General features: G+C 66.3%; 23 protein-coding genes and 1 pseudogene. 10 read left to right on the forward strand and 14 right to left on the reverse strand.

Annotation, left to right across the window (positions count from 1 at the left end; all coding sequences use genetic code 11):
- The 4 genes and pseudogenes from E1832_RS22985 to gph all read left to right on the forward strand — a co-directional run.
- A pseudogene (locus tag E1832_RS22985) lies at positions 1-160 on the forward strand (ribulose-phosphate 3-epimerase); the annotation flags it as partial.
- 81 nt (positions 161-241) lie between these two features.
- The gene (locus E1832_RS15735) at positions 242-1168 is read left to right on the forward strand and encodes an MBL fold metallo-hydrolase (RefSeq protein ID WP_133360727.1); all 927 of its coding nucleotides are present in this window, start codon (positions 242-244) and stop codon (positions 1166-1168) included.
- A gap of 15 nt (positions 1169-1183) precedes the next feature.
- A complete protein-coding gene (locus E1832_RS15740; protein WP_133360728.1) occupies positions 1184-1741 on the forward strand; it encodes a thioredoxin family protein in 558 nt (185 codons plus the stop codon).
- Positions 1738-2397, forward strand: coding sequence for a phosphoglycolate phosphatase (gph, locus tag E1832_RS15745; protein ID WP_133360729.1), 660 nt, complete (start codon positions 1738-1740; stop codon positions 2395-2397). The genes E1832_RS15740 and gph overlap by 4 nt, the downstream gene beginning before the upstream one ends.
- 6 nt (positions 2398-2403) lie before the next feature.
- On the opposite strand, the gene E1832_RS15750 is transcribed toward gph, so the two are convergent.
- The 8 genes from E1832_RS15750 to E1832_RS15785 all read right to left on the reverse strand — a co-directional run bounded on the left by E1832_RS15750 (position 2404) and on the right by E1832_RS15785 (position 10105).
- A complete protein-coding gene (locus tag E1832_RS15750; RefSeq protein WP_133360730.1) occupies positions 2404-4035 on the reverse strand; it encodes a GMC family oxidoreductase in 1632 nt (543 codons plus the stop codon).
- 145 nt (positions 4036-4180) lie between these two features.
- Positions 4181-4690: an OsmC family protein gene (locus E1832_RS15755; protein ID WP_133360731.1), complete on the reverse strand. Its 510-nt coding sequence runs from the start codon at positions 4688-4690 to the stop codon at positions 4181-4183.
- Positions 4687-5604: a fumarylacetoacetate hydrolase family protein gene (locus E1832_RS15760; protein WP_133360732.1), complete on the reverse strand. Its 918-nt coding sequence runs from the start codon at positions 5602-5604 to the stop codon at positions 4687-4689. The genes E1832_RS15755 and E1832_RS15760 overlap by 4 nt, the downstream gene beginning before the upstream one ends.
- Before the next feature lie 4 nt (positions 5605-5608).
- On the reverse strand, positions 5609-6385 hold the full coding sequence (locus tag E1832_RS15765) for a cyclase family protein (RefSeq protein WP_133360733.1): 777 nt from the start codon (positions 6383-6385) through the stop codon (positions 5609-5611).
- A gap of 17 nt (positions 6386-6402) precedes the next feature.
- Positions 6403-7713, reverse strand: a complete 1311-nt coding sequence (locus E1832_RS15770) for a TRAP transporter large permease (protein WP_133360734.1) — start codon at positions 7711-7713, stop codon at positions 6403-6405.
- A complete protein-coding gene (locus tag E1832_RS15775) occupies positions 7710-8276 on the reverse strand; it encodes a TRAP transporter small permease subunit (RefSeq protein ID WP_165978912.1) in 567 nt (188 codons plus the stop codon). The genes E1832_RS15770 and E1832_RS15775 overlap by 4 nt, the downstream gene beginning before the upstream one ends.
- A 49-nt stretch (positions 8277-8325) precedes the next feature.
- A complete protein-coding gene (locus tag E1832_RS15780; protein ID WP_133360736.1) occupies positions 8326-9393 on the reverse strand; it encodes a C4-dicarboxylate TRAP transporter substrate-binding protein in 1068 nt (355 codons plus the stop codon).
- Between the two features lie 43 nt (positions 9394-9436).
- Entirely contained in the window at positions 9437-10105 is a 669-nt protein-coding gene (locus E1832_RS15785) for a TetR/AcrR family transcriptional regulator (protein ID WP_206021068.1), read from the reverse strand.
- Positions 10106-10339: 234 nt separating this feature from the next.
- Here E1832_RS15785 and E1832_RS15790 point away from each other — a divergent pair, with 234 nt between their 5' ends.
- The 4 genes from E1832_RS15790 to E1832_RS15805 are packed head-to-tail and all read left to right on the forward strand — an operon-like array spanning position 10340 to position 15621.
- Complete coding sequence (locus tag E1832_RS15790; RefSeq protein ID WP_133360738.1) at positions 10340-11548, forward strand: acetyl-CoA C-acetyltransferase; 1209 nt, start codon at positions 10340-10342, stop codon at positions 11546-11548.
- A 14-nt stretch (positions 11549-11562) separates the two neighbouring features.
- Positions 11563-13710, forward strand: a complete 2148-nt coding sequence (locus E1832_RS15795) for a 3-hydroxyacyl-CoA dehydrogenase NAD-binding domain-containing protein (protein WP_133360739.1) — start codon at positions 11563-11565, stop codon at positions 13708-13710.
- Positions 13707-14834, forward strand: coding sequence for a CaiB/BaiF CoA transferase family protein (locus E1832_RS15800; protein WP_133360740.1), 1128 nt, complete (start codon positions 13707-13709; stop codon positions 14832-14834). The genes E1832_RS15795 and E1832_RS15800 overlap by 4 nt, the downstream gene beginning before the upstream one ends.
- A gap of 13 nt (positions 14835-14847) precedes the next feature.
- A complete protein-coding gene (locus tag E1832_RS15805; RefSeq protein WP_133360741.1) occupies positions 14848-15621 on the forward strand; it encodes an enoyl-CoA hydratase/isomerase family protein in 774 nt (257 codons plus the stop codon).
- A 370-nt stretch (positions 15622-15991) separates the two neighbouring features.
- Here the strand turns inward: E1832_RS15805 and E1832_RS15810 are convergent, their stop codons facing one another.
- The 6 genes from E1832_RS15810 to E1832_RS23135 form a co-directional block, all read right to left on the reverse strand.
- On the reverse strand, positions 15992-16693 hold the full coding sequence (locus E1832_RS15810; RefSeq protein WP_133360742.1) for an ABC transporter ATP-binding protein: 702 nt from the start codon (positions 16691-16693) through the stop codon (positions 15992-15994).
- Between the two features lie 3 nt (positions 16694-16696).
- On the reverse strand, positions 16697-17440 hold the full coding sequence (locus E1832_RS15815; RefSeq protein ID WP_133360743.1) for an ABC transporter ATP-binding protein: 744 nt from the start codon (positions 17438-17440) through the stop codon (positions 16697-16699).
- Complete coding sequence (locus E1832_RS15820) at positions 17437-18411, reverse strand: branched-chain amino acid ABC transporter permease (protein WP_245514011.1); 975 nt, start codon at positions 18409-18411, stop codon at positions 17437-17439. The genes E1832_RS15815 and E1832_RS15820 overlap by 4 nt, the downstream gene beginning before the upstream one ends.
- Positions 18411-19334: a branched-chain amino acid ABC transporter permease gene (locus E1832_RS15825; protein ID WP_133360744.1), complete on the reverse strand. Its 924-nt coding sequence runs from the start codon at positions 19332-19334 to the stop codon at positions 18411-18413. Before E1832_RS15825 ends, E1832_RS15820 begins: the two co-directional genes overlap by 1 nt.
- Before the next feature lie 70 nt (positions 19335-19404).
- Positions 19405-20580 (reverse strand): ABC transporter substrate-binding protein, encoded by a 1176-nt coding sequence (locus E1832_RS15830; RefSeq protein ID WP_133360745.1) that lies wholly within the window; start codon positions 20578-20580, stop codon positions 19405-19407.
- Between the two features lie 83 nt (positions 20581-20663).
- Positions 20664-23384 carry a benzoate-CoA ligase family protein gene (locus E1832_RS23135; protein ID WP_133360746.1) on the reverse strand — a complete coding sequence of 907 codons (2721 nt, stop codon included), beginning with the start codon at positions 23382-23384 and terminating at the stop codon, positions 20664-20666.
- 94 nt (positions 23385-23478) lie between these two features.
- Between E1832_RS23135 and E1832_RS15840 the strand changes: the two genes are divergently transcribed.
- Positions 23479-23913, forward strand: a complete 435-nt coding sequence (locus E1832_RS15840) for an acyl-CoA thioesterase (protein WP_133360747.1) — start codon at positions 23479-23481, stop codon at positions 23911-23913.
- Positions 23910-24677 carry an IclR family transcriptional regulator gene (locus E1832_RS15845; RefSeq protein ID WP_133360748.1) on the forward strand — a complete coding sequence of 256 codons (768 nt, stop codon included), beginning with the start codon at positions 23910-23912 and terminating at the stop codon, positions 24675-24677. The genes E1832_RS15840 and E1832_RS15845 overlap by 4 nt, the downstream gene beginning before the upstream one ends.
- The last annotated feature ends 193 nt before the right edge of the window (positions 24678-24870 follow it).

Below are 24870 nucleotides of genomic sequence, written 5' to 3' on the forward strand. Positions count from 1 at the left end.
CGGCGTCGATGCCACCACCGCGCCCTTGGTGGCCAATGCCGGCGCCGACGTGCTGGTGGCCGGCTCGGCGGTGTTCAGGGGCGGCTCGGTCGAGCGCCCCGAGGTCTACGGCCAGAACATCCGCGCCATCCGTGAGGCGGCGCAGGGCGCCCCTGCGTGAGGGTCGTTTTCCGCCGTTGTCATTCATATGTGCGAATGCGATCATATGTATGACATCTGTTGCGGATCGGAGGAGCACATCATGGACATTACCCGTCGGACATTCCTGCATGGCGCGGGCGCGGGGCTGGCGCTGAGCGGGATCGGCGCGCACCGCGCCTGGGCCGAAACCAGCCTGAGCTTCGGCGGCATGCAGGTGCAGAGCCTGTCGGACGGCCATCTGGTCCTGCCGCCCGATTTCATCTTTGGCCCGATGCCGCAGGCCGAGCTGGCCCCGCTGCTGGCCGAGCGCGGCATCGATCCGGGCGATCCCCTGACGCCGGAGTGCAACGTGACGCTGCTGCGCGACGGCGAGCGGGTGGTGCTGTTCGACACCGGTGCCGGCAATGCCTTCCAACCCTCTGCCGGAGAGCTGCTCGACGCGCTGGACGCAGCCGGCGTCGCCCCCGGGGATGTGACCCATGTGGTCTTTACCCATGGCCACCCGGACCACCTCTGGGGTGTGCTCGACGATTTCGACGACCCGCTGTTCTCGGAAGCCGAGCACATGATGGGCCGCGCCGAGTGGGACTACTGGTACAACCCCGAGACCGTGAACACCATCGACAGCGGGCGCACCGCCTTTGCCGTCGGCGCGCGGCGGCGGCTGGAGATGCTGGAGGACGCGATCACCTTCTTCGACGACGGGGAAGAGATCCTGCCCGGCGTCGCGGCGCGCGCCACCTTTGGCCATTCGCCGGGCCATATGGCGTTCGAACTTCGCTCGGGGACCGAGGCGGTGATGGTGGTCGGCGATTCCATCGGGAATCACCATGTCGCCTTCGCCCGTCCCGGCTGGAACTCCGGCTCTGACCAGGATCAGGAGATGGCCGCGGCCACCCGCAGCAAACTTCTGGACCAGCTCGCCCACGAGCAGACCCGCCTGATCGGCTTTCACCTGCCGCAGGGCGGGATCGGCCGCGCCGAGCGGGACGGCGACGGCTACCGCTTCGTGCCGGAAGGCGCCTGACCAAAGGAAGAGACCATGGCCGCCACCCCACCCGTTTGCGATTTCGGCTGGAAGGCCGTGGATTTCACCCTGCCCGCGACCGACGGGCGGCGGCTGTCGCTGGCGGAGGTGGCGGGTCCCCGGGGCACGCTGATCATGTTCATCTGCAACCATTGCCCCTATGTCATCGCCGTGCGCGACCGCATCCTGCGCGACGCGCGCGAGCTGATGGCGATGGGCGTGGGCGTGGCGGCGATCAGCGCCAACGACGCCGCGGCCTATCCGGCCGACAGTTTCGACAACATGCGCAAACTGGCCGAGGAGCAGGCGTTTCCCTTTCCCTATCTCCATGACGCGGATCAGAGCGTCGCGCGCGCCTATGACGCCGCCTGCACGCCGGATTTCTTCGGTTTCAATTCCGATCTGGAGCTGCAATATCGCGGTCGTCTCGATGCCTCGCGCCGGGAGGCCGGCCCCCCGGATCTGCGCCGCGATCTCTTCGAGGCGATGAAACAGATCGCCGAGACCGGCCAGGGGCCGCGCGACCAGATCCCCTCGATGGGGTGCTCGATCAAATGGAAAGGGGCGGCATGACCGCGATCATCTTCGACCTCGACGGCACGCTGGTGGACAGCGCCCCCGATATCCAGGCCGCCGCCAACAGGATGCTGGAGGGCGAGGGGGCAGAGCCGCTCGACCTGCCCACGGTGATCGGCTTTATCGGAAACGGCCTGCCCAAACTGGTCGAACGGGCCATGGGCGCCCGCGACCTGCCGATGGACCGGCACACCGAGCTGACCGCGCGCACGCTGGCCTTCTACAACGCCGAGAGCACCGCACGCACCCTGCCCTATCCGGGGCTGGTCGCTGCGCTGGATGCCCTGCGGGCGCAGGGGTTCGCATTGGGCATCTGCACCAACAAGCCGGCCGCGCCCGCCCGCGACATCCTTGACCAGTTCGATCTCGCCCGGCATTTCGAGGTGGTGATCGGCGGCGATACCCTGCCGGTAAAAAAACCCGATCCGGCGCCGCTGCGGGCCGCCTTCGACGCGCTGGCGCGCGGCGGGCTCTATGTCGGCGACAGCGAGGTGGATGCCGAGACCGCCGAACGCGCCGGCGTGCCCTTCCTGCTCTTCACCGAAGGCTATCGGAAACAGCCCGTAGAGGCGCTGCCGCATCTGGCCCGGTTCGACCATTTTGACGCGCTGCCCGGGCTGGTGGCGCAGGCGCTGGCGCGCGCGGCGGGCTGACCCGGGTCACGCGATCCGGTCGATCCGTCCGGTATCCTCGCGGATCATGTCGGCGGCCTTTTCGGCGATCATGATGGTCGGCGCATTGGTATTGCCGCCGATCAGCGTCGGCATTACCGAGGCATCGACCACCCGCAGGCCCTCCATCCCGCGCACCCGCAGCCGGGGATCGACCACCGCCATCTCGTCCAGCCCCATCCTGCAGCTGCCGACCGGGTGATAGATGGTGTCGGCCCGGGCGCGGATATGGCCCTCCCACTCCGCATCGCTCATCCCGTCGTGGACCCCGAACAGCTCCTTGTCGCGATAGTGCGCCATCGCCGGGGCCTGCAGGATCTCGCGGGCCATTCTCGCCCCCTTGATGGTCACCTCCAGATCGCGCGGGTCCGACAGGAACCGCGGATCGATCGCCGGCGCGGCCAGCGGATCGGCACTTTGCAGTGTCACGGTGCCCCGGCTGAAGGGTCGCAGCGCGCAAACGTGGCAACTGAACCCATGCCCCAGATGCAGCTTGCGCGCGTGATCGTCGACGATGGAGATCACGAAATGCAGCTGGATGTCGGGCCGGTCCAGGGACGGATCGGTCTTGAGAAATCCCGCCCCCTCGGCAAAGGGCGTCGCCACCATGCCGCCGCCGTCGCGCCGCCAGCGCAGGATATGCTTGACCAGATTTGCCGTCGCCGCCGCGCCGATGCCGAAATTGTCCTTGTCCCGGCTCTTGTGGGCCAGGATGAAATCCAGATGGTCCTGAAGGTTGCGCCCGACCCCGGGCAATTCATGCAGCGTCTCGATTCCGTGCATCCGCAGATCGTCCGGATTGCCCACGCCTGAAAGCTGCAACAGTTGCGGCGAATTGAACGCCCCGCCGCAGAGGATCACCTCGCGCGCCGCGCGCACCTCTCTCTCCGCCCGCCCCTGCCGATAGGCCACACCGGTTCCGCGCTTGCCCTCGAACAGCACCTTCGTCGCATGCGCCCGCGTGATCACTGTCAGGTTGGGCCGGTCCATCACCGGATGCAGATAGGCCGCCGCCGCCGAACACCGCTCGCCACTACGCGCGGGATCGTGGAACTGGGTCACCTGATAGAGGCCCACCCCCTCGTTGTCGCCGGTATTGAAATCCTCGCGCCGGCGGTGTTGAAGCTGCCCCGCCGCCTCGACGAAAGCCTCGGAAATGGGGCGCGGATCCTTCTGGTTCGACACCTGCAGCGGACCGCCATCGCCGTGATGCGCATCGGCGCCGCGCTCGTTATTCTCGGCCCGCCGGAAATACGGCAGCACCGCGTCCCAGGACCATCCCTCGCACCCCAGATCTGCCCAGCCGTCGTAATCCGACCGATGCCCGCGCACATAGAGCATGGCGTTGATCGCGCTGGAGCCGCCCAGTGCCTTGCCGCGCGGCTGATAGCCCCGCCGCCCGTTCAGCCCCGCCTGCGGCACGGTTTCATAGGCCCAGTTGCTGATCTTGCCGTATCCCGGCAGGATCGCCACCACGCCGGCGGGCGCACGGATCAGGATATGCTTGCCGGTGCCGCCGGCCTCCAGCAGGCAGACCCTGACGGTGGGATCCTCGCTCAGCCGTGCGGCCAGAACCGACCCCGCCGAGCCGCCGCCGACGATCACGTAATCATAGCTCATGGCGCCCTCCCCTGCACTGTTCCCACCAGCAAGGGAAAAACCGCCGCGTCTGTCCAGAGAAACTTGGCGTCAGTCTGGCACCGGGCCGCACCGGGCGCAGCCGGTTCTATCAGGCGGCTTGCCCGGCCAGGAGGACGGGCCGACCCTAATCCGCCGACACCCACCCTTCGGGCGTCTTCAGCCGGTGGGTGATCTTGTTCTCCCGGCCCAGCGTCTGCTCGATGAAACAGCCCTTCTTGGCCGCCTGCACCAGATCCCGCTGCCGCGCCAACGGCGCGTCGCTGTCGATCATCACGTCGATTTCGAAGGATTTAGGCGCGGTTTCGTACAGTCGGCCCGCCTTTTCCCAATCCCACGCGACGCGGGTTTCCACCTTCAGATCGTTCAGCGCCACGTCCATGCGTTTCGCAAAGGCGCGGATCTGGGTCATGATGCAGCCCGTCAGCCCGCCGACGAACAGCGCGAGCGGCGGCGGCGCGGTCGCGTCGCCACCGTGAAACGGCCCCTCGTCGGTGGCCAGCTCGAACCGCTCCTGCATCGGCTGGACCATGTGCACGTCGAGCTCATTGCGCATCTTGCCCACCGCCCGCCCGGAGCAGTCGAACCGCACCACCGCGCGCGGCGGGGCGGTTTCCGGCGTGACCCCCGCGTTCACGGTTTCACGATCCGGTTGGCCAGCACCCCGATCTTTTCGATCTCCAGCTCGAACCTGTCTCCGGGCGCCAGCCGTTTGCCGGTCTCCAGCCCACAGCCGGTGCCGACAGTGCCGGAGCCGATCACCTCACCCGGATAGAGCGTTTCGGAGGCCGAAATATGTTCCAGGATACGCCCGAAATCATGCTGCATCTGCCGCGAATTGCCGCCGCCCCAACGCTCCCCGTTGACCCGCGCCTCCATGTCCAGGGCGACCGGATGCGCCACCTCGTCGGCGGTCAGGATGTAAGGTCCGAGGATATTGCCGGTGTCGAAATCCTTGCCCTTCGCCGGACCCAGCTGCCCCGGCATCTCCTTCATCTGCGCATCGCGGGCGGAGACGTCGTTGAGGATGGTATAGCCGAAGATATAGTCCTCCGCCTCCTCCGGCCTGATGTTCACGCCCTTCTTGCCGACGACGATGGCCAGCTCCAGTTCGATATCCAGATGCTCGGCGTAATTCGGCCAGATCACATCCTGGCCATGACCGATGAACGACAGCCGGTTGCCCTTGTAGTAGATCGGCTGGTCATACCAGACGGGGGGCAATTGCGGCTCGGCCTGGCCAAAGGCGCGCAGGCAGTTGAACAGATGCTCTTCGAACACCAGACAGTCGCGGTACTGCACAGGCATGACCGGCGGGCGGAATTCGACCTCATCCTGCAGCAGGATCACCCGGTCATCGGCGGTGTCGACCAGCACCCGGGCCACCGCCAGCGCCTCGTCCCCGCCATAGATCAGCGCCATCATGTCGACGAAAAACGCCGCATCCTCGCCCGCCAGTTCGGCGGCCAGGTGCAGGTCCACCAGCCGGTCGTCGGGCAGCGCGGCGACCACGCGCTCGCGGGTTTCAAAACAGACGGTTGCAAGCCTCATCGTCTCACTCCTCGAAAATCGCCACGGCGCGGGTGAACCCGGCGCTGGCGGCCTTGATCTTGTAGGGAAAGCAGGAAATCTCGAACCCGTCGCCGGGCAGCTGGTCGAGATTGGTCAGCTTTTCCATGTGGCAATAGCCGATATCCATGCTGGCGCGGTGCCCTTCCCAGATGATGGAGGGATCGTGCGTCTTGGCATATTCCCGCGCGGTCAGCGCAAAGGGCGCGTCCCAGGACCAGGCATCGGTGCCGGTCACCCGCACGCCGCGTTCGAGCAGATAGAGCGTCGCCGCCCGCCCGATGCCGCAGCCTTTCATCAGGTAATCGTCCTGGCCATAGCGATCCCCCGCCGAGGTATTGACCACCACGATATCCAGCGGCCGCAGTTCATGGCCAATCCGCTTCAGCTCCGCCTCGACATCGCCCGGGGTGGCAACATAGCCATCCTCGAAGTGGCGGAAATCCAGCTTGACCCCGGGGTTGAGGCACCACTCCAGCGGCACCTCGTCGATGGTGATCGCCCGTTCGCCGTTACTCATGGTCGAATGATGGTGATAGGGCGCGTCCAGATGGGTGCCGTTGTGGGTGGCGATGGTCAGGCGTTCGACCGCCCAGCCTTCGCCGCCCGGCAGATCCTCGCGTTGAAGACCCGGGAAAAACGCCATCACCTGCTCGGCGGTCTGCTCGTGGGTCATATATTCGATCTGCGGCAGCATGATCGGCGGATCCGACACGATCCCCATTTCCAGCGGGACGGACAGGTCGACAAAACGGCGTGCCATGGGCGGCCTCCTCTTTTCTAATGGACAAGAACGGTTGCGAGGGCGGGAAAGATCATCACCAACGCCAGAAGCACCAGCATCATCAGCGCGAAGGGGGCGGCGCCGCGAAAGATCTCACCCAGCGGAATATCGGGATCGTCGAGCGCGGATTTGATGACGAAGACGGAAATGCCGAAGGGTGGCGTCAGCAACCCGATCTCGACGGCAACGATGGTGACGATGCCGAACCAGATCAGATCCACCCCCAGCTGGGTCAGCACCGGCAGCATCAGCGGCACCAGGATCAGCATGATGGAGGAGCTGTCCAGGATCGTTCCCATCACGATCACCAGCGCCACATAGGCCAGCATCACGCCCCAGAACCCGATATCGGCATGGGCCACGAACTGCCCGAAGCCCAGCGGCACCCCCGACAGCGCCAACATCCGCGAATACATCTGCGCGGCGATGATCAGGAAGGAGATCGCGGCGGTCACCAGCCCGGTATCGGTCAGCACCTGCCAGAAATCGCCTGCCGACAGGCTGCGGCGCGCCAGCCCGATGACGATGGCGCCGAGGCAGCCCACCGCGCCGGCCTCGATCGGGGTGAAGAAGCCGCCATAGATGCCGCCCAACACCAGCCCGATCAGCGCCGCGATGGGCAGGCCCTTGCGCGTCACTTCCGCCCGGCTCAGGACCGCCATGTCATCCGCGTCATGCGCCGACCCCAGCGCGGCGGGGCGGAATTTCGCGGTCAGCCAGATGCTGCCGCCGAAGATCACGGCCAGCAAGAGCCCGGGGAGGACGCCCGCGATGAACAGATCGCCCACCGACTGCTCGGTCAGCAGACCGTACAAAATCAGCAGCAAACTGGGCGGAATCAGCATCCCCAGCACCGACGATCCGGCGACCACACCGACCGAGAACCGCGGCGAATAGCCATGGCGGATCATCTCGGGCACCGCGATGCGGGTGAAGACGGCGGCCGAGGCGATGGAGATGCCGGTGATCGCGGCAAAGATCGCGTTGGCCCCCACCGTGCCGATCCCCAGCCCGCCGGCAAAGCGACGGAACAGGTGGTTGGCCACGTCGAAGGCGTCGCGCCCCATGCCTGTGACCGACACCAGATAGCCCATCAGCACAAAGAGCGGCACCACCCCGAAGAAATAGCTGGAGATCGTCTCGGACGCCGCCAGCGCCAGCAGCTTGCCGGCCAGCACCGGCGAGCCCTTGATCATCCAGACCCCCACATAGGAGGACAGCATCAGCGCGAAGGGCACCCAGAAGCCCAGATAGACCATCACCACCATTGCCCCGAAGGAGGTCAGCCCGATCTCGAACGGGGTCATGTGCGGTCCTTTCCGGGCATCAGGCGCAGCAGGGTCTCGCAGGCCGACAGGACAAGTTGCACCCAGAGCGCGGCGCAGCCGACAAGGATGATCAGCTTGACCGGCCAGACCGGCGCGGTGAAATCGCCCACCGTCCCCTCGTAGGTGCCGCGCACCCAGGCCTTTTCAAACAGCGGCAGCGAGGCCGAGAACAGCACCCAGACCAGTGTCGCCGCGGCAATGGCAAAGAGCAGATCCAGCCCCAGCCGCAGGCGCGGCGCGGCGCGATCCAGCGTGTTCAGCAGCGCTTCGGCCCGCGTCATCCGCCCCCTGCGAAAGGTCTGGGCGATCTGCAGAAAGACGATGGCGACGATCGACATCGACACCATTTCCGGCACCCCCGAGATCGGCGCGGAGAACGCCCCGCGCCCGATCACATCGGCATTGACCAGAACCATCAGCGCCAGGATCAGCAGCGTGCCCGCCACGTTGAGCCCGCCGGTCACCAGATCGACCGCCCGGCGCAGCGCGCGGAACCAGCGCGGCAGCGCGCCGCCGGCGTGATGGGATGAAAAATCGCTCATGTGCGGATCGGGCGTGCGGCGCCCCGAAACAGGGGCGCCGCCGCGTCCCTTACTCCTGATCCCAGTTGCGCACCGGGGTCGCCCCGGCGGCGCGCATGGTGTCCATATAGGCCTTGAGCACGGCGCTGCCCGCCTTGCCCTCGCCATCCAGCCGCTGAGCCCAGAGCCGGGCGACATTGTCCATGCCGCTGGCCCATTGCTGGCGGAACGCCTCGTCCACCTCGGTCACGGTGGCCCCCTGCTGCTGCATCAGGCCCAGGAATTTCTCGACCGAGGCATCCAGATCCTGCTGATAGGCCACCGCGTCGGCCCTGGCGGCGTCCTTCAGCGCGGCCTGCACCGCGGGGTCGAGCCCGTCGAACCAGTCCTTGTTGGCCGCCAGACCGCCGGCATATTGGGCGCCGAACCCCACCTTGGTGATATAGGGCGCCACCTCGTGCAGCTTGCCCGGCAGCGCGGCGCTGGCGAAGACGATCACCCCGTCATACACGCCTGTCTTGATCTCGTTGTAATAGGTGGTGAGGTTGCCCGACACGCCGACCGCGCCGGTGCCCTCCAGCCAGTTCACAGCCGGGCCGGGCGCGGCGATCTTGTGCCCCTCCAGATCGGCGATGGAATTGACCGGAAAGGTCGTCATCAACAGATAGTCGTCGATGCCGATGCCACCGCCGAGGTATTCCAGCCCGTTCTCGTGCCAGGCCGCCTTCATGTCGGCGTTGGTCTCCTGCAGCTTGTCCATCCAGCTTGAGACGGCAGTGGAGTCACTGGACACGAAGGGGGTGAAATAGGTCACGTTCTGCACCGACAGCTTGGCCGGGTCGAACAGGCTGGAGACCAGGCCGATCTCGGCCAGCCCCTCCTCGACCGCCTCCAGCTCGTCGCCCACCTTGGCCAGCGAGCCGCCGTATTGCTCGGACCACTCGATGGAGTAGTCGGTCCCCTCTAGCGCCGCGTTCACCGCGGGGATGAAGGTCTGGCTGGCATGTTTTACCCAGCGGAACACCGGCGGATGTCCCGCCACGATGGTCACGTTCAACGCCTCCGCCCCGGCCTGCGACGCGGCGGCCAGTCCGCCCAACGCCAGCGCGGCGGCCAGCATCCCTTGTCTGATCTGCATCATCATCCTCTCCTCCCGTATTGGATGAAATTATCGTCGTCCGTCAGTCCCCGACCAGTGCCCGCACCCCACCACAGATGAAGGGCACGATGCGGTCCAGCATCGCCTCGGCGTCGCCATCGTCGCAGACCCCGCCGGACAGCCGCGCCGGGCGGCCCGTCTTGGCCATCATCGTCATGCCGACGCCGATCGCGAACATATAGGCCCAGACCGCATCCGCGCGGCCAAGCCCCGGTTCGACCCGCATCAGCGCGTCGATGAAGGTTTGCGCGATCGGGTCGTAGTGAATCTCGATCAGCTTCTGATCGCGCGGGTCCGCCGAATTGGCGAAACTGACCAGGATGCGCGCGAAGGCGCCGCCGTCGCGGGCCAGGTCCAGCCCGGTCTCGATGGTGGGCCGGAACAGCGCCTCGACGATCTGGTCCAGCCGCGGCGGATCGCTGTGCGCGAACAGCGCCGCCACCAGCGCCGCGCGGCGCTCGTTGATCTGGTCCGAGCGGCGGGCGACCATCGCCTCGAACAGCTTTTCCTTGGTCTTGAAATGGTAGTGGATCAACCCCTGCGCGACGCCCGCCGCCTCGGCGATGGCGCGCATCGGCGCCCCCTGATAGCCGGCCTCGGCAAAGACGCGCTCGGCGGCATCCAGGATCGCGTCCTGCCGGCTTTCGCCCTGGCCGGTCCGGGGGCCGATGCGGGCGGCATTTGATGGCACCAGAATCCCTCCCCGAATCCTGACTGATCGCCCAGTCAGGATTTCCATCCGCCGCCTGTCTGTCAAGCGCCCTGTTCGGTTCGCCGGCGGCCGCCGGGCGAAAACATCGTTGCGTCACGCCCGCGGAGTGCCGCCGGGGCGGCGTTGACTTGATTCCGGCGGCCCTGTTCAAATCCGCCACAACGCCTGTCCGGCCGCGCCGGGCCGCGCACGCCAATCCGGGAGGAGGCCAAGATGACCGAGACAGCCTATATTTATGACGCGATCCGCACGCCCCGTTCCAAGGGCAAGCCCGACGGCTCCCTGCATGAGGTGAAACCCGTCAACATGGTGACCACCCTGTTGACCGAAATGCAAAGGCGCCACGATCTCGACACCGCGCGCGTCGATGACGTCATGCTGGGCTGCGTGACCCCGGTGATGGAACAGGGCGCGGTGCTGCCCAAGATCGCGCTGCAAAAGGCCGGCTGGGACGAGTCCGTTCCCGGCGCGCAGCTCAACCGGTTCTGCGCCTCCGGCCTGGATACCTTCAACACCGCCGCCGCCAAGATCGCAAGCGGCTGGGAGGATATGGTCTGCGCCGGCGGGTTCGAATGCATGAGCCGGGTGCCCATGGGCGCCGACGGCGGCCCCTTTGCCGAGGATCCGGAGACCGCGATCAAGACCGGCTTCGTTCCGCAGGGCATCGGCGCCGACCTGATCGCCACGATCGAAGGCTGGAGCCGCGACGATGTGGACGCCTTTGCGCTGGAAAGCCAGAAACGCGCGGCCCATGCCCGTGACGCGGGCTGGTTCGACCGCTCGGTCGTGCCGGTGCGCGACGAGAACGGCATCGCCATCCTGGAGCGCGACGATTTCATCAAGCCCGACACCGACATGCAGAAGCTGGGCGCGCTGAAACCCTCCTTCGCCATGCCCGGCGCCATCGGGTTCGACGCCGTGGCGCTGGCCAAATACCCGGAGGTGGAGCGCATCGACCACGTCCATACCCCCGGCAACAGCTCGGGCATCGTCGACGGCGCCTCGCTGATCCTGCTGGGCAACGCGCAGGCGGGCAGGGATCTGGACCTGACCCCGCGCGGGCGGGTGGTGTCGATCGCGCTGACCGCCACCGATCCCACCATCATGCTGACCGGCCCCGGCCCGGCGTCGAAAAAGGCGCTGGCCAAGGCCGGGCTGAGCATCGACGACATCGACCTCGTTGAGATCAACGAGGCTTTTGCCTCGGTCGCGCTGCGGCTGCAAAGGGATCTGAACGTGCCGGACGAAAAGCTGAACGTGGTCGGCGGCGCCATCGCCATGGGCCACCCGCTGGGCGCCACCGGCGGCTGCCTGGTCTCGACCATGCTGGACGAGCTGGAGCGGCGGGATCTGAAACGCGCGCTGATCTGCATGTGCGTCGGCGGCGGCATGGGCATCGCCAGCATCATCGAGCGCGTGTGAGGGAGGAAACGGACATGAGCGATTACACCTACGACAAGGACGAGAGCGGCATCGTCACCGTCACCCTCGACATGGCAGGCCAGTCGGCCAACACCATGAACGCCCGCTACATCCCGATGATGGAGGAGATTCTGGCCCGGCTGCAGACCGAAGAGGGTCTGACCGGCGTGGTCATCGCCTCGGCCAAGAAGACCTTTTTCGCCGGCGGCGATCTCAACGGCCTGCGCCGGATCGACAGTGCCGGCCCCGAGTCTCTGGCGATGTTCGAGGCCAACAAGGCGCCGTTCCGGGCGATGGAAAAACTGCCCGTGCCCATCGTCGCCGCGATCAACGGCGCCGCGCTGGGTGGTGGATACGAACTGTGCCTGGCCTGCAACCACCGCATTGTCGTGAACTACCCCTCTGCCGTCGTCGGTCTGCCAGAGGTCACGCTGGGCCTGTTGCCAGGCGCCGGCGGCGTGGTCCGCCTGACCGCCCTGCTGGGGCTGGAAAAGGCTCTGCCCTATCTGCTGGAGGGCAAGCCGGCAAAGCCGCAGGCCGCGCTGAAAGAAGGCATGGTCGATGAGATCGTCGAGGCACGGGACGATCTGATTCCCGCCTCCAAGGCCTGGATCAAGGCCAACCCCGACGCCCATACCCAGCCCTGGGACCGGAAGGGGTTCCGCTATCCCGGCGGCGACGCGCTGCATCCCCGCGTGCGCCAGACCATCGTCGCGGCGCCCGCCATGCTCTACAAGAAAACGCGCGGGCTGATGCCGGCGCCGGAAAAGATCCTCGACATCGCAGTCAATTCCATGCGGATGGGCTTTGACGCCGCGCTGCGGGTGGAAAGCCGGGGCATCTGCGCGCTGGCGGTCACGCCGCAGGCCAAGGCCGCCATCGGCACCTTCTTCTTCGGCACGCAGGCGATCAAATCGGGCAAGGTGCGCCCCGAGGGCGGGAAATGGCAGGCGACATCCGCCGCCATCCTCGGCGCCGGGATGATGGGCAGCGGTATCGCATGGGCCCATGCCTCGGCCGGGCTGCCGACCGTGCTGAAGGACATGGAGTTGGAGAAGGCCGAGAAAGGCAAATCCTATTCCGCCATGCTCGCCGAAAAGCGCGTCCAGCGCGGCCGGATGAGCGAGGCGCAGAAAGACGCGCTGCTGGCGCAGATCACGCCCGCCACCGAGGACGCCGCCTTCGCCGGTGCCGACATCGTCATCGAGGCGGTGTTCGAGGATATCGACCTCAAGGAAAAGGTGATCGGCGCCACCTTTGGACAGCTTTCCGAGAACGGCATCTACGGCTCCAACACCTCGACCCTGCCGATCTCCATCCTCGCCGAGTTCTGCCCCGACCCCAGCCGCTTCATCGGGCTGCATTTCTTCAGCCCCGTCGACAAGATGAAGGTGGTGGAGATCATCATGGGCGAAAAGACCAGCCAGGACACCCTGCGCAAGGCCTACGATTACGTCCAGCAGATCGGCTATATGCCCATCGTGGTGAACGACAGCCGCGGCTTCTTCACCAGCCGCGTGTTCTCCACCTATCTCGACGAAGGCATGGCGCTGCTGCGCGACGGCATGTCCCCGGTCGCTATCGAACGCGCCGCCTGGATCGCCGGCATGCCGGTCGGCCCGCTGGCGGTGCATGACGAAACCTCGCTGGTGCTCAGCCAGAAGATCCGCAAGACGCATGAGGCGCTGGACAAGCGGCTTGGCGTCGATAACGGCCTCGGCATCGACATGGAGGCCGGCAATCCCATCGTCGATGCGATGATCGCGCAGGACCGCGGCGGCCGCCATTACGGCGGCGGCTTCTACGACTATGCCGCCGACGGGTCGAAATCGCTCTGGTCCGGGCTTTCGCAATTCGCCAAGGGCAACGGCAGCGTCGCGGTCGAGGAGGCCGTCGACCGGCTGCTCTACCGTCAGGCCATCGAGACGCTGCGCTGCCTCGACGAGGGCGTGCTGACCACGGAAGTAGAGGCCAACCTCGGCGGTATCTTCGCCATCGGCTTCCCCGCCTATACCGGCGGCGCGATCCAGTTCATTCGCGGCATCGGCATCGACAGGTTCGCCGCCCGCGCCAAGGAACTGGCCGAGGCCTGGGGCGACCGTTTCAAGGTCTCTCCCGCCGCATTGGACCGGCTGCGTGACAGCGCGGAGCTTGCCGCGTGAGTGGGCCGCTCAAGGGCCTCCGCGTGGTGGAGATGGCCGGGATCGGCCCGGCCCCTCTGGCCGGGCAGTTCCTTGCCGATCTGGGGGCGGAGGTCATTCTGATCACCCGCAAATCCGGCCCCGCCGATCCCACCGACATCAACAACCGCGGCAAACGCTCCGCCGCGCTGAACCTGAAGACGCCGGAGGGGGTCGAAGCGGCGCAAACCCTGATCGACCGCGCCGACGTGCTGATCGAAGGCTTCCGCCCCGGCGTGATGGAGCGGATGGGGCTGGGCCCCGAAGACTGCCACGCGCGCAATGCGGGCCTGATCTTTGCCCGCATGACCGGCTGGGGCCAGACCGGGCCGATGGCGCAGATGGCGGGCCATGACATCAACTATCTGGGCCTCACCGGGTTCCTGCACGCCATAGGCCGCGCCGACGATGTGCCGAGCCCACCGCTGAACATCGGTGCCGATTACGGCGGCGGCACCATGTTCCTGTTGTTCGGCATCATGGCCGCGCTCTTTGAGCGCCAGACCTCGGGCAAGGGCCAGGTGGTGGATGCCGCGATGGTCGATGGCGCCTCGGCGCTGATGGGGCTGATTCACACCTGGATCGCCCGCGGCCACTGGTCCGAGGCGCGCGAATCCAACCTGCTGGACGGCGGCGCGCCGTTCTACCGCGCCTATGAATGCGCCGACGGCAAGTTCCTGTCGGTCGGCCCGCTGGAGCCGCAGTTCTTTGCCGAACTGGTTCGCCTTGCCGGGCTGCCCGAGGACCACAAGGCGACCCAGATGGACGCGAAAAGCTGGCCTGAACGCCGGGCCGAATACGCCCGCGTCTTCGCCCGCAAGACCCGCGACGAATGGGCCGAGATCTTCGCCGGCTCCGACGCCTGCGTCGCTCCGATCCTGACCTGGTCTGAGGCGCCTGCGCACCCCCATCTTGCCGCGCGCGGCACCTTCACGGACATCGGCGGCGTGACCCAGGCCGCCCCGGCGCCCCGGTTCGACCGCACGCCGCCCGCCACGCCCGGCCGCCCCGCCGCCCCCGGCGCCGATACCGAGGCGCTGCTGGCCGAGGCCGGCTACGATGCCAAAACGCTGGCGCGCCTGCGCGCCGCCGGCGCCCTGACCTGAGGAGGGACAGACCATGTCCGACACGCCCGTAACCATCACCCGCGACGGCATGATCGCCACCGTCACCATGGACCGCCCCGCCGCCTTCAATGCCCTTAACGGCGCACTGCGCGCAGACCTCCGCCGCGCCGTCTCCGAGCTGGAGGTGGACGCAGGCGTCCGCGTGGTGATCCTCCGCGGCGAGGGCCGCGGCTTTTGCGCCGGGGCCGATCTGACCGAGGGGCTCAACCCGCCGGTGCACCAGCAGATCGAGACCGAATACCGCCCGATCCTGACCGGCATCGCCGCCTCGTCGAAGATCTGGATCGCCCAGGTGCACGGCTCCGCCGCCGGGATCGGCGCGGCACTGGCGATGAACTGCGATCTGGTGTCGATGGCCGAAGACGCCACGCTCTACATGGCCTTCGCCGCCATCGGCCTGATCCCCGACGGCGGCAACGTCTGGCTGCTGGAGCGCGCCATGGGCCCGCGCCGGGCGCTGCAGGCGATCCTCGAAGGCGGCAAGATCCCGGCAACCGAGGCGCTGGAGCTGGGCCTCGTCAACGAGCTGCACCCCGCCGATGCGCTCGACGCGGCCACGCGGGGCATGGCCGCCCGCATCGTCGCCGGCGCCCCGCTGGCCGCCGCCGCCGCCAAACGGCTGATACGGCGGATGGATGGGCTCTCCTACGGCGACGCCATCGCCGCCGAGGGCATGGAGCAAACCGCGCTGAGCCAAAGCGCCGATTTCGCCGAGGGCGTCATGGCCTTCCGCGAAAAGCGCAAACCGGTGTTCAGGGGGCGCTGAGAGCCGGTCGGGCGCCTGACCGGGGGATGGCGCCCGCAACAGGTGAGCCGCGCGTATTATCCCAGCCCAATACATCCTAGATGCGAACGGCGCGCCACGCTGCGAAAGCGCCAGCCCGCCGGACCGGGCAGGCGCTCGCCCGGCGCCTTCGGCGCTATTCGGGCGGGGCAGCGCTTTGCGCAATCTCCACACCATCCGCCATGGGCGAGCCCGATACACCCCCGTCTTCTTCTGGCCGAAAATATCCTAGGGGGTGAGGCGCGCCCGGAAAAAGGTCCTGAGGACCTTTTTCAGCGCCGAACGGGCGGAGCCCCGGCACAAGCCCCGGGCCGCGAGGGGGCAGACGGCCCCCTCCTCCGCGTGCAGTACCTCAGAACCCGAGGTATTTCTGCCGCACCTCGTCGTTGCCTTCCAGTTCCTCGCTGCTGCCTTCCCATTCCACCCGTCCGCGCTGGATGATGAAATGGCGGTCGGCGATGCGCAGCAGGTCCTTGAGGTTCTTGTCCACCACAAGGATCGACATCCCCTCGCCCGCGATCTCGCTCAGCGCGTGCCAGATCTTCTGCCGGACCAGCGGCGCCAGCCCCTCGGTCGCCTCGTCGAGGATCAGCAGTTTCGGATTGGTCATCAGCGCGCGCCCGATGGCCAGCATCTGCTGCTCGCCGCCCGACAGCAGGTTGCCCATCGAGGAGGTTCGCGTCTCCAGCTCCGGAAACAGGCCGAACACCTTTTCCACCGTCCAGGGATCGGCGACGCCCAAATGGTTGCTGGCGGTCGCCACCAGGTTCTCCATCATCGTCAGGTTGGGAAAGATCTGCCGGCCCTCGGGCACCAGCCCCAGCCCGAGATTGGCGGTCTTGAAGCTGGGTCGTCCGACCAGCTCCTGCCCGTCGAATTTGATCGAGCCGCCGCTGGCCTTGACGATCCCCATGATGGAGTTGATCGTGGTGGTCTTGCCCATGCCGTTGCGGCCCAGGAGCGTCGCCACCTGCCCCGCCTCCAGCCGCAGGCTGACGCCGAACAGCGCCTGGCTGGAGCCGTAGTGGGTGGTCAGGTTGTCCAGTACCAGCATCGGTTATTCCTCGCCCAGATAGGCGTGCTGCACCGCCTCGTTGCCGCGGATCTCGTCCGGAGTGCCGGTGGCGATGATATGGCCGTAGACCAGCACCGAGATGCGGTCGGCCAGCGCAAAGACCGCGTCCATGTCATGTTCGATCAGCAGGATCGAATGTTTACCCTTGATGTCGCGCAGCAGCTCGACCATCTGGGCGCTTTCCTCGATGCCAAGCCCCGCCATCGGCTCGTCCAGCAGCATCAGTTCGGCCTGCGCCCCCAGCGCGATGGCGATCTCCATGTGCCGATGCTCGCCATGGCTCAGCGCCACGGTGGGCTGCTCCGCCTTGTCGGCCAGCCCGACCCGGTCCAGCAGTGCCAGCGCCTCCGACCGCAGATGGGTCAGCGAATGCGCCGGGCGGATGAAGCGGAACGAATGCCCCTCGCGCGCCTGCAGCGCCAGCGCGATATTGTCCAAAACGCTCATTTCCAGGATCAAGGAGGTGATCTGGAACGACCGTGCGATGCCCAGATGCGCGCGGGCATAGGGCGCCATCCCGGTGATGTCGCGCCCCTTGAACCGGATGCGCCCGCTGTCGGGCTTCTGCATGCCGGTGAGCTGGCTGATCAGCGTCGTCTTGCCTGCGCCGTTGGGGCCGATCACCGCGTGCAGTTCCCCGGTCTCGACGCTCAGGTTCAGATCGTCGGTGGCCTTGATGCCGCCAAAGCTCTTGTTCAGGCCGGAGATTTCCAGAACTGCGCTCATTCTGCATCCTCCCCGCGGCCGCGCAGCAGCCCCACCAGACCGCCGCGCGCATAGAGCACGACCGCCATCAGCATCAGCCCAAAGGGCAGGTGCCAGTAGATGGTGAAGGAGGAAAGGATCTCCTCCACCACGATGAACGCGATCGAGCCCAGGATCGGACCCAGCGTGGTGGCGGCGCCGCCGAGGATCACCATGAACATCAGCTCGCCCGAGCGCGACCAGTCCATCATCTCGGGGGAAATAAAGGTGGTGAAATTGCCCAGCAGCGCCCCGGCGAATCCGCACATCGCGCCAGAGATCACATAGGCCGTCAGCCGGTAGGCATAAACATTGAAGCCCAGCGTCACCATCCGCTCCTCATTGCCCTTGGCGCCCTTGAGCACCATGCCAAAGCGGGACCGCGTGATCATTCGCACCAGACCCATCGCCACCAGCAGCGCGACATAGGAGAAGCCGAACAGTTGCAGCGGATTGTCGAGGTTCACGAACGGCAGCTCGGAGCGGGTGTCGATCACCAGCCCGTCGTCGCCGCCGTATTCCTCGATCGAGACGATGAGGTAATAGATCATCTGCGCGAAGGCCATGGTGATCATGATGAAATAGACGCCCTTGGTGCGCAGGCAGACCGCCCCCGTCACCAGCGCGAACAGCGCGCAGACCGCCACCGCCAACGGGATCTGCACAAGACCGCTGGTGGTGGCCAGAAAATCCATGCCGCCGTAAAGCCAGTGATGCGCCGGGATTCCTACCGCATAGGCCCCGAGGCCCACGAATGCGGCATGGCCAAAGGACACCAGCCCGCCATAGCCCAGGATCAGGTTCAGGCTGACCGCCGCGATGCCGAGGATCGACAGCCGCGTGGCCAGATCGAGGTAAAAGGGATTGCCGGTCAGGTAGAAAACCGGCGGCAGAATGGCCAACAGGGCCATGACTGCGACCGTCATCCAGCCGCGACGTGTCATCGAGGTCATCAGCGCGTCCTTGGCGGAAAAAGTCCCTGCGGGCGCAGGGAGAGAACAAGCGCCATGATGATATAGATCAGCATGGCCGACACCGCGGGCGCCGAGGTTTCGGCGGCATCCGAGGACATGAACACCTTGAACAGGTCATCCAGGAACGACCGGCCCAGCGTGTCGATCAGCCCGATCAGCAGCGCGCCGATGAAGGCCCCCTTCATCGACCCGATACCGCCGACGATGATGACGACAAAGGCGGTGATGATGATGTTGTTGCCCATGCCGATCGAGGCCTCGGTGATCGGCGCGATCAGCATCCCGGCGAGGCCCGCCAGCATCGCGCCCAAGGCAAAGACCAGTGCGAACAGGGTCTGGATGTCGATGCCCAGCGCCGACACCATGGTGCGGTTCGAGGCGCCGGCGCGGATCAGCATGCCCAGCCGGGTGTAGTTCACCAGCCAGAACAGGCCGGCGGCGGCAGAGAGCCCGGCGCCGATGATCACCAGCCGAAAGCTCGGGATCACCAGCGTCTCGCTCAGTGCGACCTGTCCCTGAAGCCATTCGGGCAGCGGCACGGCGATCCCCGCCGGCCCCCAGATCAGATGCGCCAGCGTGTCCAGCACCAGGATCAGACCGAAGGTCCCCAGCACGTGATCGAGGTGATCGCGGGCGTAAAGCGGACGGGCCACGAACCGTTCGACCAGGAACCCGATCACCCCGGTCAGCGGCAGCGCCACCAGCACCGCCAGCACGAAATTTCCGAAAACAAAAGTCAGCGAGGCGCAGAGGAACGCCCCCAGCATATAAAGCGAGCCGTGGGCGAGGTTCACGAAATCGAGAATCCCGAACACCAGCGTCAGCCCCGAGGCCACCAGGAACAGAAGCAGCCCAAGCTGCACCCCGTTCAGGGCCTGAATGATCAGCAGAGAAAGGTCCAAGTCAGGCGCCCCATGTCTTGTGGGGGCCGGACGGCGTGCCGTCCGGCCCGGTCCGTGTCAGGAGCTCAGCTCACATCTTGCATTCGGCGGCATAGCTGTCGATGTGATCCTCAAAGACCGTCTCGACCACCTTGGTGGTCCAGGTGCCGTCGGCATCGGTCACCACTTCGCGCAGATAGAAATTCTCGATCGGGAAGTTGTTGCTGCCGAACTTGAACTTGCCGCGAACCGACTCGAAATCGGCCTCTTTCAGCGCGGCGCGCAGCGCGTCCTTGTCGGTGGTATTGCCGACCTTGGCGACCGCGCTGGCGATCAGCATGATGGCGTCATAGGACTGCGCCCCGTAGTAGGACGGGTAGGCGCCGTATTTCGCCTTGTAGTCGGTCACGAACTTCTTGTTCGCGGCATTGTCCAGCGACGGATCCCACTCCTGCGTGGTACGCGAGCCCATCACCCCGGTCAGATTGGCCGCCTGCAGTTTGGGCAGCGACAGCGCGTCCACCGTGAACACCGAGTAAAGCGGCAGCGTGTCCTTCAACCCGGCCTGGTCGTACTGCTTGATGAAAGCACCGCCCGCGGCTCCGGGATAGAAGACAAAGATGCCGTCCGCGCCGCTGGCCTTGGCCTTGGCCAGTTCCGCCGAGAAATCGAGCTGCGCGTCGGCGCCCCATTTGGTCAGATCCTTGCCGACGATCTCACCCTTGAAGGTGCGCTCGACGCCGGCGACCATATCCTTGCCCGCGGCATAGTTCGGTGCCATCACGTAAAGCGATTTCACACCCTGCCGGTTCAGCACCTCGCCCATCGCCATCGGCGTCTGGTCGTTCTGCCAGGAGGTCGAGAAAAAGTCCTGATCGCAGAGTTTTCCGGCAATCTGGCTGGGGCCAGCATTGGCCGAGATCAGGAACTTGCCCGCATCAAGCACCGATTTGCGCGAGGCCAGCAGCACGTGGCTCCAGATATAGCCGGCAACGAAATCAACGTCGTCCTGCTTCACCAGCTTGTCGGTGGCCTGCTTGCCGGTCTCGGGCGCGAACCCGTCATCGGCAAAGATCACCTCGAGATCCAGATCGCCGGCCTTGCCGCCCAGATGCTCCACCGCCAGATTGACGGAATTCTGCATGTCCTTGCCGATCACCGCCGCCCCGGTGGTCAGGGTGGTGACAAAGCCGATCTTGACCGTTTCGGCCCAGGCCGCCGTGGACATAAGCCCGGCGGCAAGTGTCAAAGTCAGGAATTTCTTCATGGTATCCTCCCAGATGTTTACGCAGCTTGGCCGCGTTTGTTTTGTTAACCTTATGTGCCCGCTCCGGGGCGTTCGATCAACGCCTATCCTCCCGCAGCCAGCATATCGGCGACGGCTTTTCGGTCAATCTTGCCGGTGCCGGTCTTGGGCAGCTCGGGCACGAACAGGATCCGGCGCGGGTATTTATGCGGCATGAGCGCATGTTTCACATGATCCTGCAGCTGCATGGCCTCGGCCTCCACCCCGCCGCGCAGCGCCACCAGCGCGCTCAGCGTCATGCGCCGGTCGGCCATTTCATGGGCAACGACAGCCGCTTCATGGACCGCCTCGTGTTCGTTCAGGCAGCGTTCCACCTCGAGCGGCCAGACCCATTGCCCCGACACCTTGACCAGATCGTCGGCCCGCCCCTGGAAATAGTAATAGCCATCCTCGCGCACGAAGCGGTCGCCGGTGCAGATCCAGTCGCCCTGCATCGTCTCCGCCGTCTTGTCCGGCCGGTTCCAGTAGCACGGAGCCGAGGAATGGCCGCGCACATACATCACCCCGTCCGCGCCATCGCCCACCGGCGCGCCATCGGGACCGCGCAGCTCCACCTCATAGCCCGGCACCGGTTTGCCCGCCGCGCCCAGCCGCTGCTCCTCCGCGCTGTTCGACAGATAGACATGCAGCATCTCGGTCGAACCCAACCCCTCGATCGGCGGCATCCCGGTCAGCGCCTTCCAGCGGCTGAACACGTCCTCCGACAGGATTTCGGCCGCCGACATGCACTGCCGCAGGCTGGAGAAATCGCGGTTCCCGATCCCCTCCGAGCGGCACAGCGCGGTGTAGAGCGTGGGCAGGCCGAAGAACACGGTCGGCCGCCAGGTCTCGATCAGATCGGCGATCTTGCCCGGGTCGGGCCGCCCCGGCATCAGCAGCGTGGTGGCCCCCACCGAAAACGGGAAGGTCACCGAATTGCCAAAGCCATAGGCAAAGAACATCTTGGGCACGGAAAAACAGATGTCGTCATCCTGCAGCTTCAGCACCTGCGCGCCAAAGCTCTCCTGCGTATAGGCCATGTCGTGATGCAGATGCACGATCCCCTTGGGCCGCCCCGTCGAGCCGGAAGAGTACATCCAGAACGCCATGTCGTCCGGCCCGGTCGGTGCCGCCGCGAGATCCTCCGGCTGCCCGGCCAGGACATCCTCCGCCGCGCGGGCGCCTTCGGCCGCACCGTTCACCGCGATCACCGGCAAATCCCCCGCGTCCAGCCCCGAGGCCGCCACCGTCGCCGCCAGATCGGCCTCGCAGAGCACCAGCCGCGCGCCGCTGTCCTCGACAAAGAACTTCAGCAGGTCGGGCGGCGTCAGCGTGTTCAGCAGCACCGGCACGAACCCGGCCCGCACCGCGCCGAAGAAGGCCGCCGGATACTCCGGCGTGTCGTCCAGGAACATGGCGATCCGGTCGCCCAGCGACAGCCCCTGCGCCCTGAACGCATTGCCCCAGCGCGCCGCCCGGGCGCAGAGCCGGGCATAGCTTACATCCCCCGCCGGCCCGGTCAGCGCCAGCTTCCCCGGGTTGCGCTCCAGGTTATCCCAGAGCACCGCACTGCAATTGGTGTGTTGCGCCTTGTCGAAGCCGATCTCACGCGCGCCGGGCGTGTCCTTGCCCACCGGATCGGTCACCGCGCGCGCCGCGTGATGCGCCTCGTAATCGGCCATGAACTGCGGCGACAGCGCCCGCAGCCGGTCCATGTCCACCCGGCCCGACCGGGTCACATAGTCAAACGCGAAATCCAGCGGCGGCTTGCCGATCTTGGTGGCAAAGTCCTCGTACCAGGCGCAGGAGGTATTGGCCGCCGTCACGATCTTTTTGGCGATCGGCGGGCGGCTGACCTGATAGGCCGCCAGCGCCGCCGGAACGTCCGCCTCTGCCTTCAGCGCCTGCACCAACGCAATTGCGTCCTCCATCGCCAGCCGCGTACCCGACCCGATCGAGAAATGCGCCGTATGCACCGCATCGCCCAGCAGCACCCGGTTGCCGCTCACCCAGTTCTCGCACCACAGCTTGGGAAACTGCCGCCAGATCGAGCGGTTGGCGACCAGCGGCGCGCCTTCCAGCACATCGGCGAATACCTCCTCGCAGACCCGCGCGGTCTCTGCCTCGTCCATCCGGTCGAAGCCATGGGCAAAGAACGTGTTCTCGTCCGCCTCGACGATAAAGGTGCTCATATCCGACGCATAGCGGTAGTGATGCGCGTTCATCGCGCCCTTGGCCGTCCGGCGGAAGGTCTGGGTCAGCGTGTCGAACGGGCGTTTGGCCCCGAACCAGGCAAAGCGGTTCGACATATGGCTGATCGTCTCGCCGAACCCCACGGGATCAGAGGCGCGGATCAGCGAATTGAGTCCGTCCGCCCCGACGATCACGTCGCCCGTGAGGTCAGAGAGGTCCGACACCGTATGGCCGTATCGCATCTCGACCCCCAGCGCCTCGGCCCGGCCCTGCAGGATCTGCAACAACTCCAGCCGGCCGATGGCGGCAAAGCCGATGCCGTCCAGCACCACCTGCCCTTCGGGGTGGTTCAGCGTCATGTTCTGCCACCGCTCCATTCGCGGCGCGATCAGGTCATGGGTCTCGACATCGTCTGCCCTGAGGAAATCCAGCGCCCGGTCGGAGAACACCACGCCAAAGCCCCAGGTCACCCCGCGCGGCGCCGCCTCTGTCACCCGGACATCCAAATCCGGAAAGGTGCGCCGCAGCAGAATTGCGGTATAGAGACCACCGGGACCACCGCCCAGAATATCGACCTTGGAAAGATGCGCCATGACCCCCCTCCCTAAAAGAAGCATGCTTACTGCCTGTTCTTTTAGGTTGGAATTCCTTATTATGCAATAACTATCACAGAATGGAAAAATCTGCATGTCCCAGCCCGACTTCTCGATGGAGATCCAGATCAGTTTCGGCCATTGCGATCCGGCCGGAATTGTATTTTATCCCAACTACTTCCGCTGGTTCGATCGCTGCTTTCACACCTATCTGCTAAAGACGGCGGGCGGGCACCGGCGGCTGTGCCGGGTGTTGGAGGCACAGGGAATCGGCCTGATGGATGCACGGGCGAATTTCATCTCTCCCGCGCTGGACGGGGATTTGATGACTCTGGAAATGACCATCCGGGACTGGGGGCACAAAACGCTGACCCTTGGCTATCTGGGCCGTATCGGCGAACGCGCGGTGGTCGAGGGGACCGAATTGCGCGGTATGTTCGTAAGGCGCGACGGCCGGCTGCGCGCGGGCGAGATGGCGCCGCTGCGAGCGCTGCTGGACGCCGGACTGCCGGACGCGGGGCAGGCATGAGCGAGGCGGACAAGGGGCAGGACCAAACCCAGAGCGGCGGCATCCAGTCGCTCGATTCGGCGCTGCGGCTGCTCCTGGCGCTGGCCGGACGCCCCGGCCCCACCGCGCTCAGCGATCTGGCCCGCGACTGCGCCATGCCGGTCAGCAAGGCGCATCGTTATCTGGCCTCCTTCGCCCATGCCGGACTGGTGCGGCAGGCGGGAAAATCGGGAAAATACGATCTCGGCCCCGCCGCGGTCCGGCTCGGCCTGGCCGCGATGGCGCGCAACGACGCGATCAACATCGCCGCCGACGGCCTGCCCGACCTCTGCGCCGAAACCGGGCTGACGGCGCTGCTCTCGGTCTGGGGTAACTCCGGGCCCACTGTGGTGCGCTGGGAACGGGCGGCGAATTTCATGGTCACCACGCTTGGGCTTGGCTCCACCCTGCCGGTGGTGGGTTCGGCCACCGGCCATGTCTTCCTCGCCTTTCTGCCGCGCCCGCTGACCGCAGCCCGGGTGAAGATCGACCGCAAGTCCGCGCCGCAGGTGAACCCCGGCACCACGGTCGAGCAGGTGCGCGCGGCGGGCTACGCCACCGTCTCGGGCGATCTGCTGCTGGGGCTTTCGGCGCTCGCCGCCCCGGTGCTCGACTGGCAGGGCGAGGCGCAGGCGGTGGTCACCCTGATCGGCACCGATGCCGCGATCACCGCCCCCGGCAGCGCCGCCATCGCTGCGCTGACCCGCTATTGCGCCGACCGCTCGCTGCCCGCCGATCCCGGCTGAGCGGGCAGCTCCGCGTGCCCGCTTCCTTTCACCGCAAATACCCCCGCCGGAGGCTGCCGCCCGGGCCTTTCGCCGCGCCGCCCGGCCACCCGGCAGATGCCACCCACGCCGCCTTGACTGCCTTGCACGAACTTGTGGCCCCCGCCCGATTGAACCCGTGCCCATTCGCGTATAGGGCAGACGATATACAGGT

It is taken from the genome of Antarcticimicrobium luteum, assembly GCF_004358185.1.
In the GTDB taxonomy this organism is placed as follows: Bacteria; Pseudomonadota; Alphaproteobacteria; order Rhodobacterales; family Rhodobacteraceae; genus Antarcticimicrobium; species Antarcticimicrobium luteum.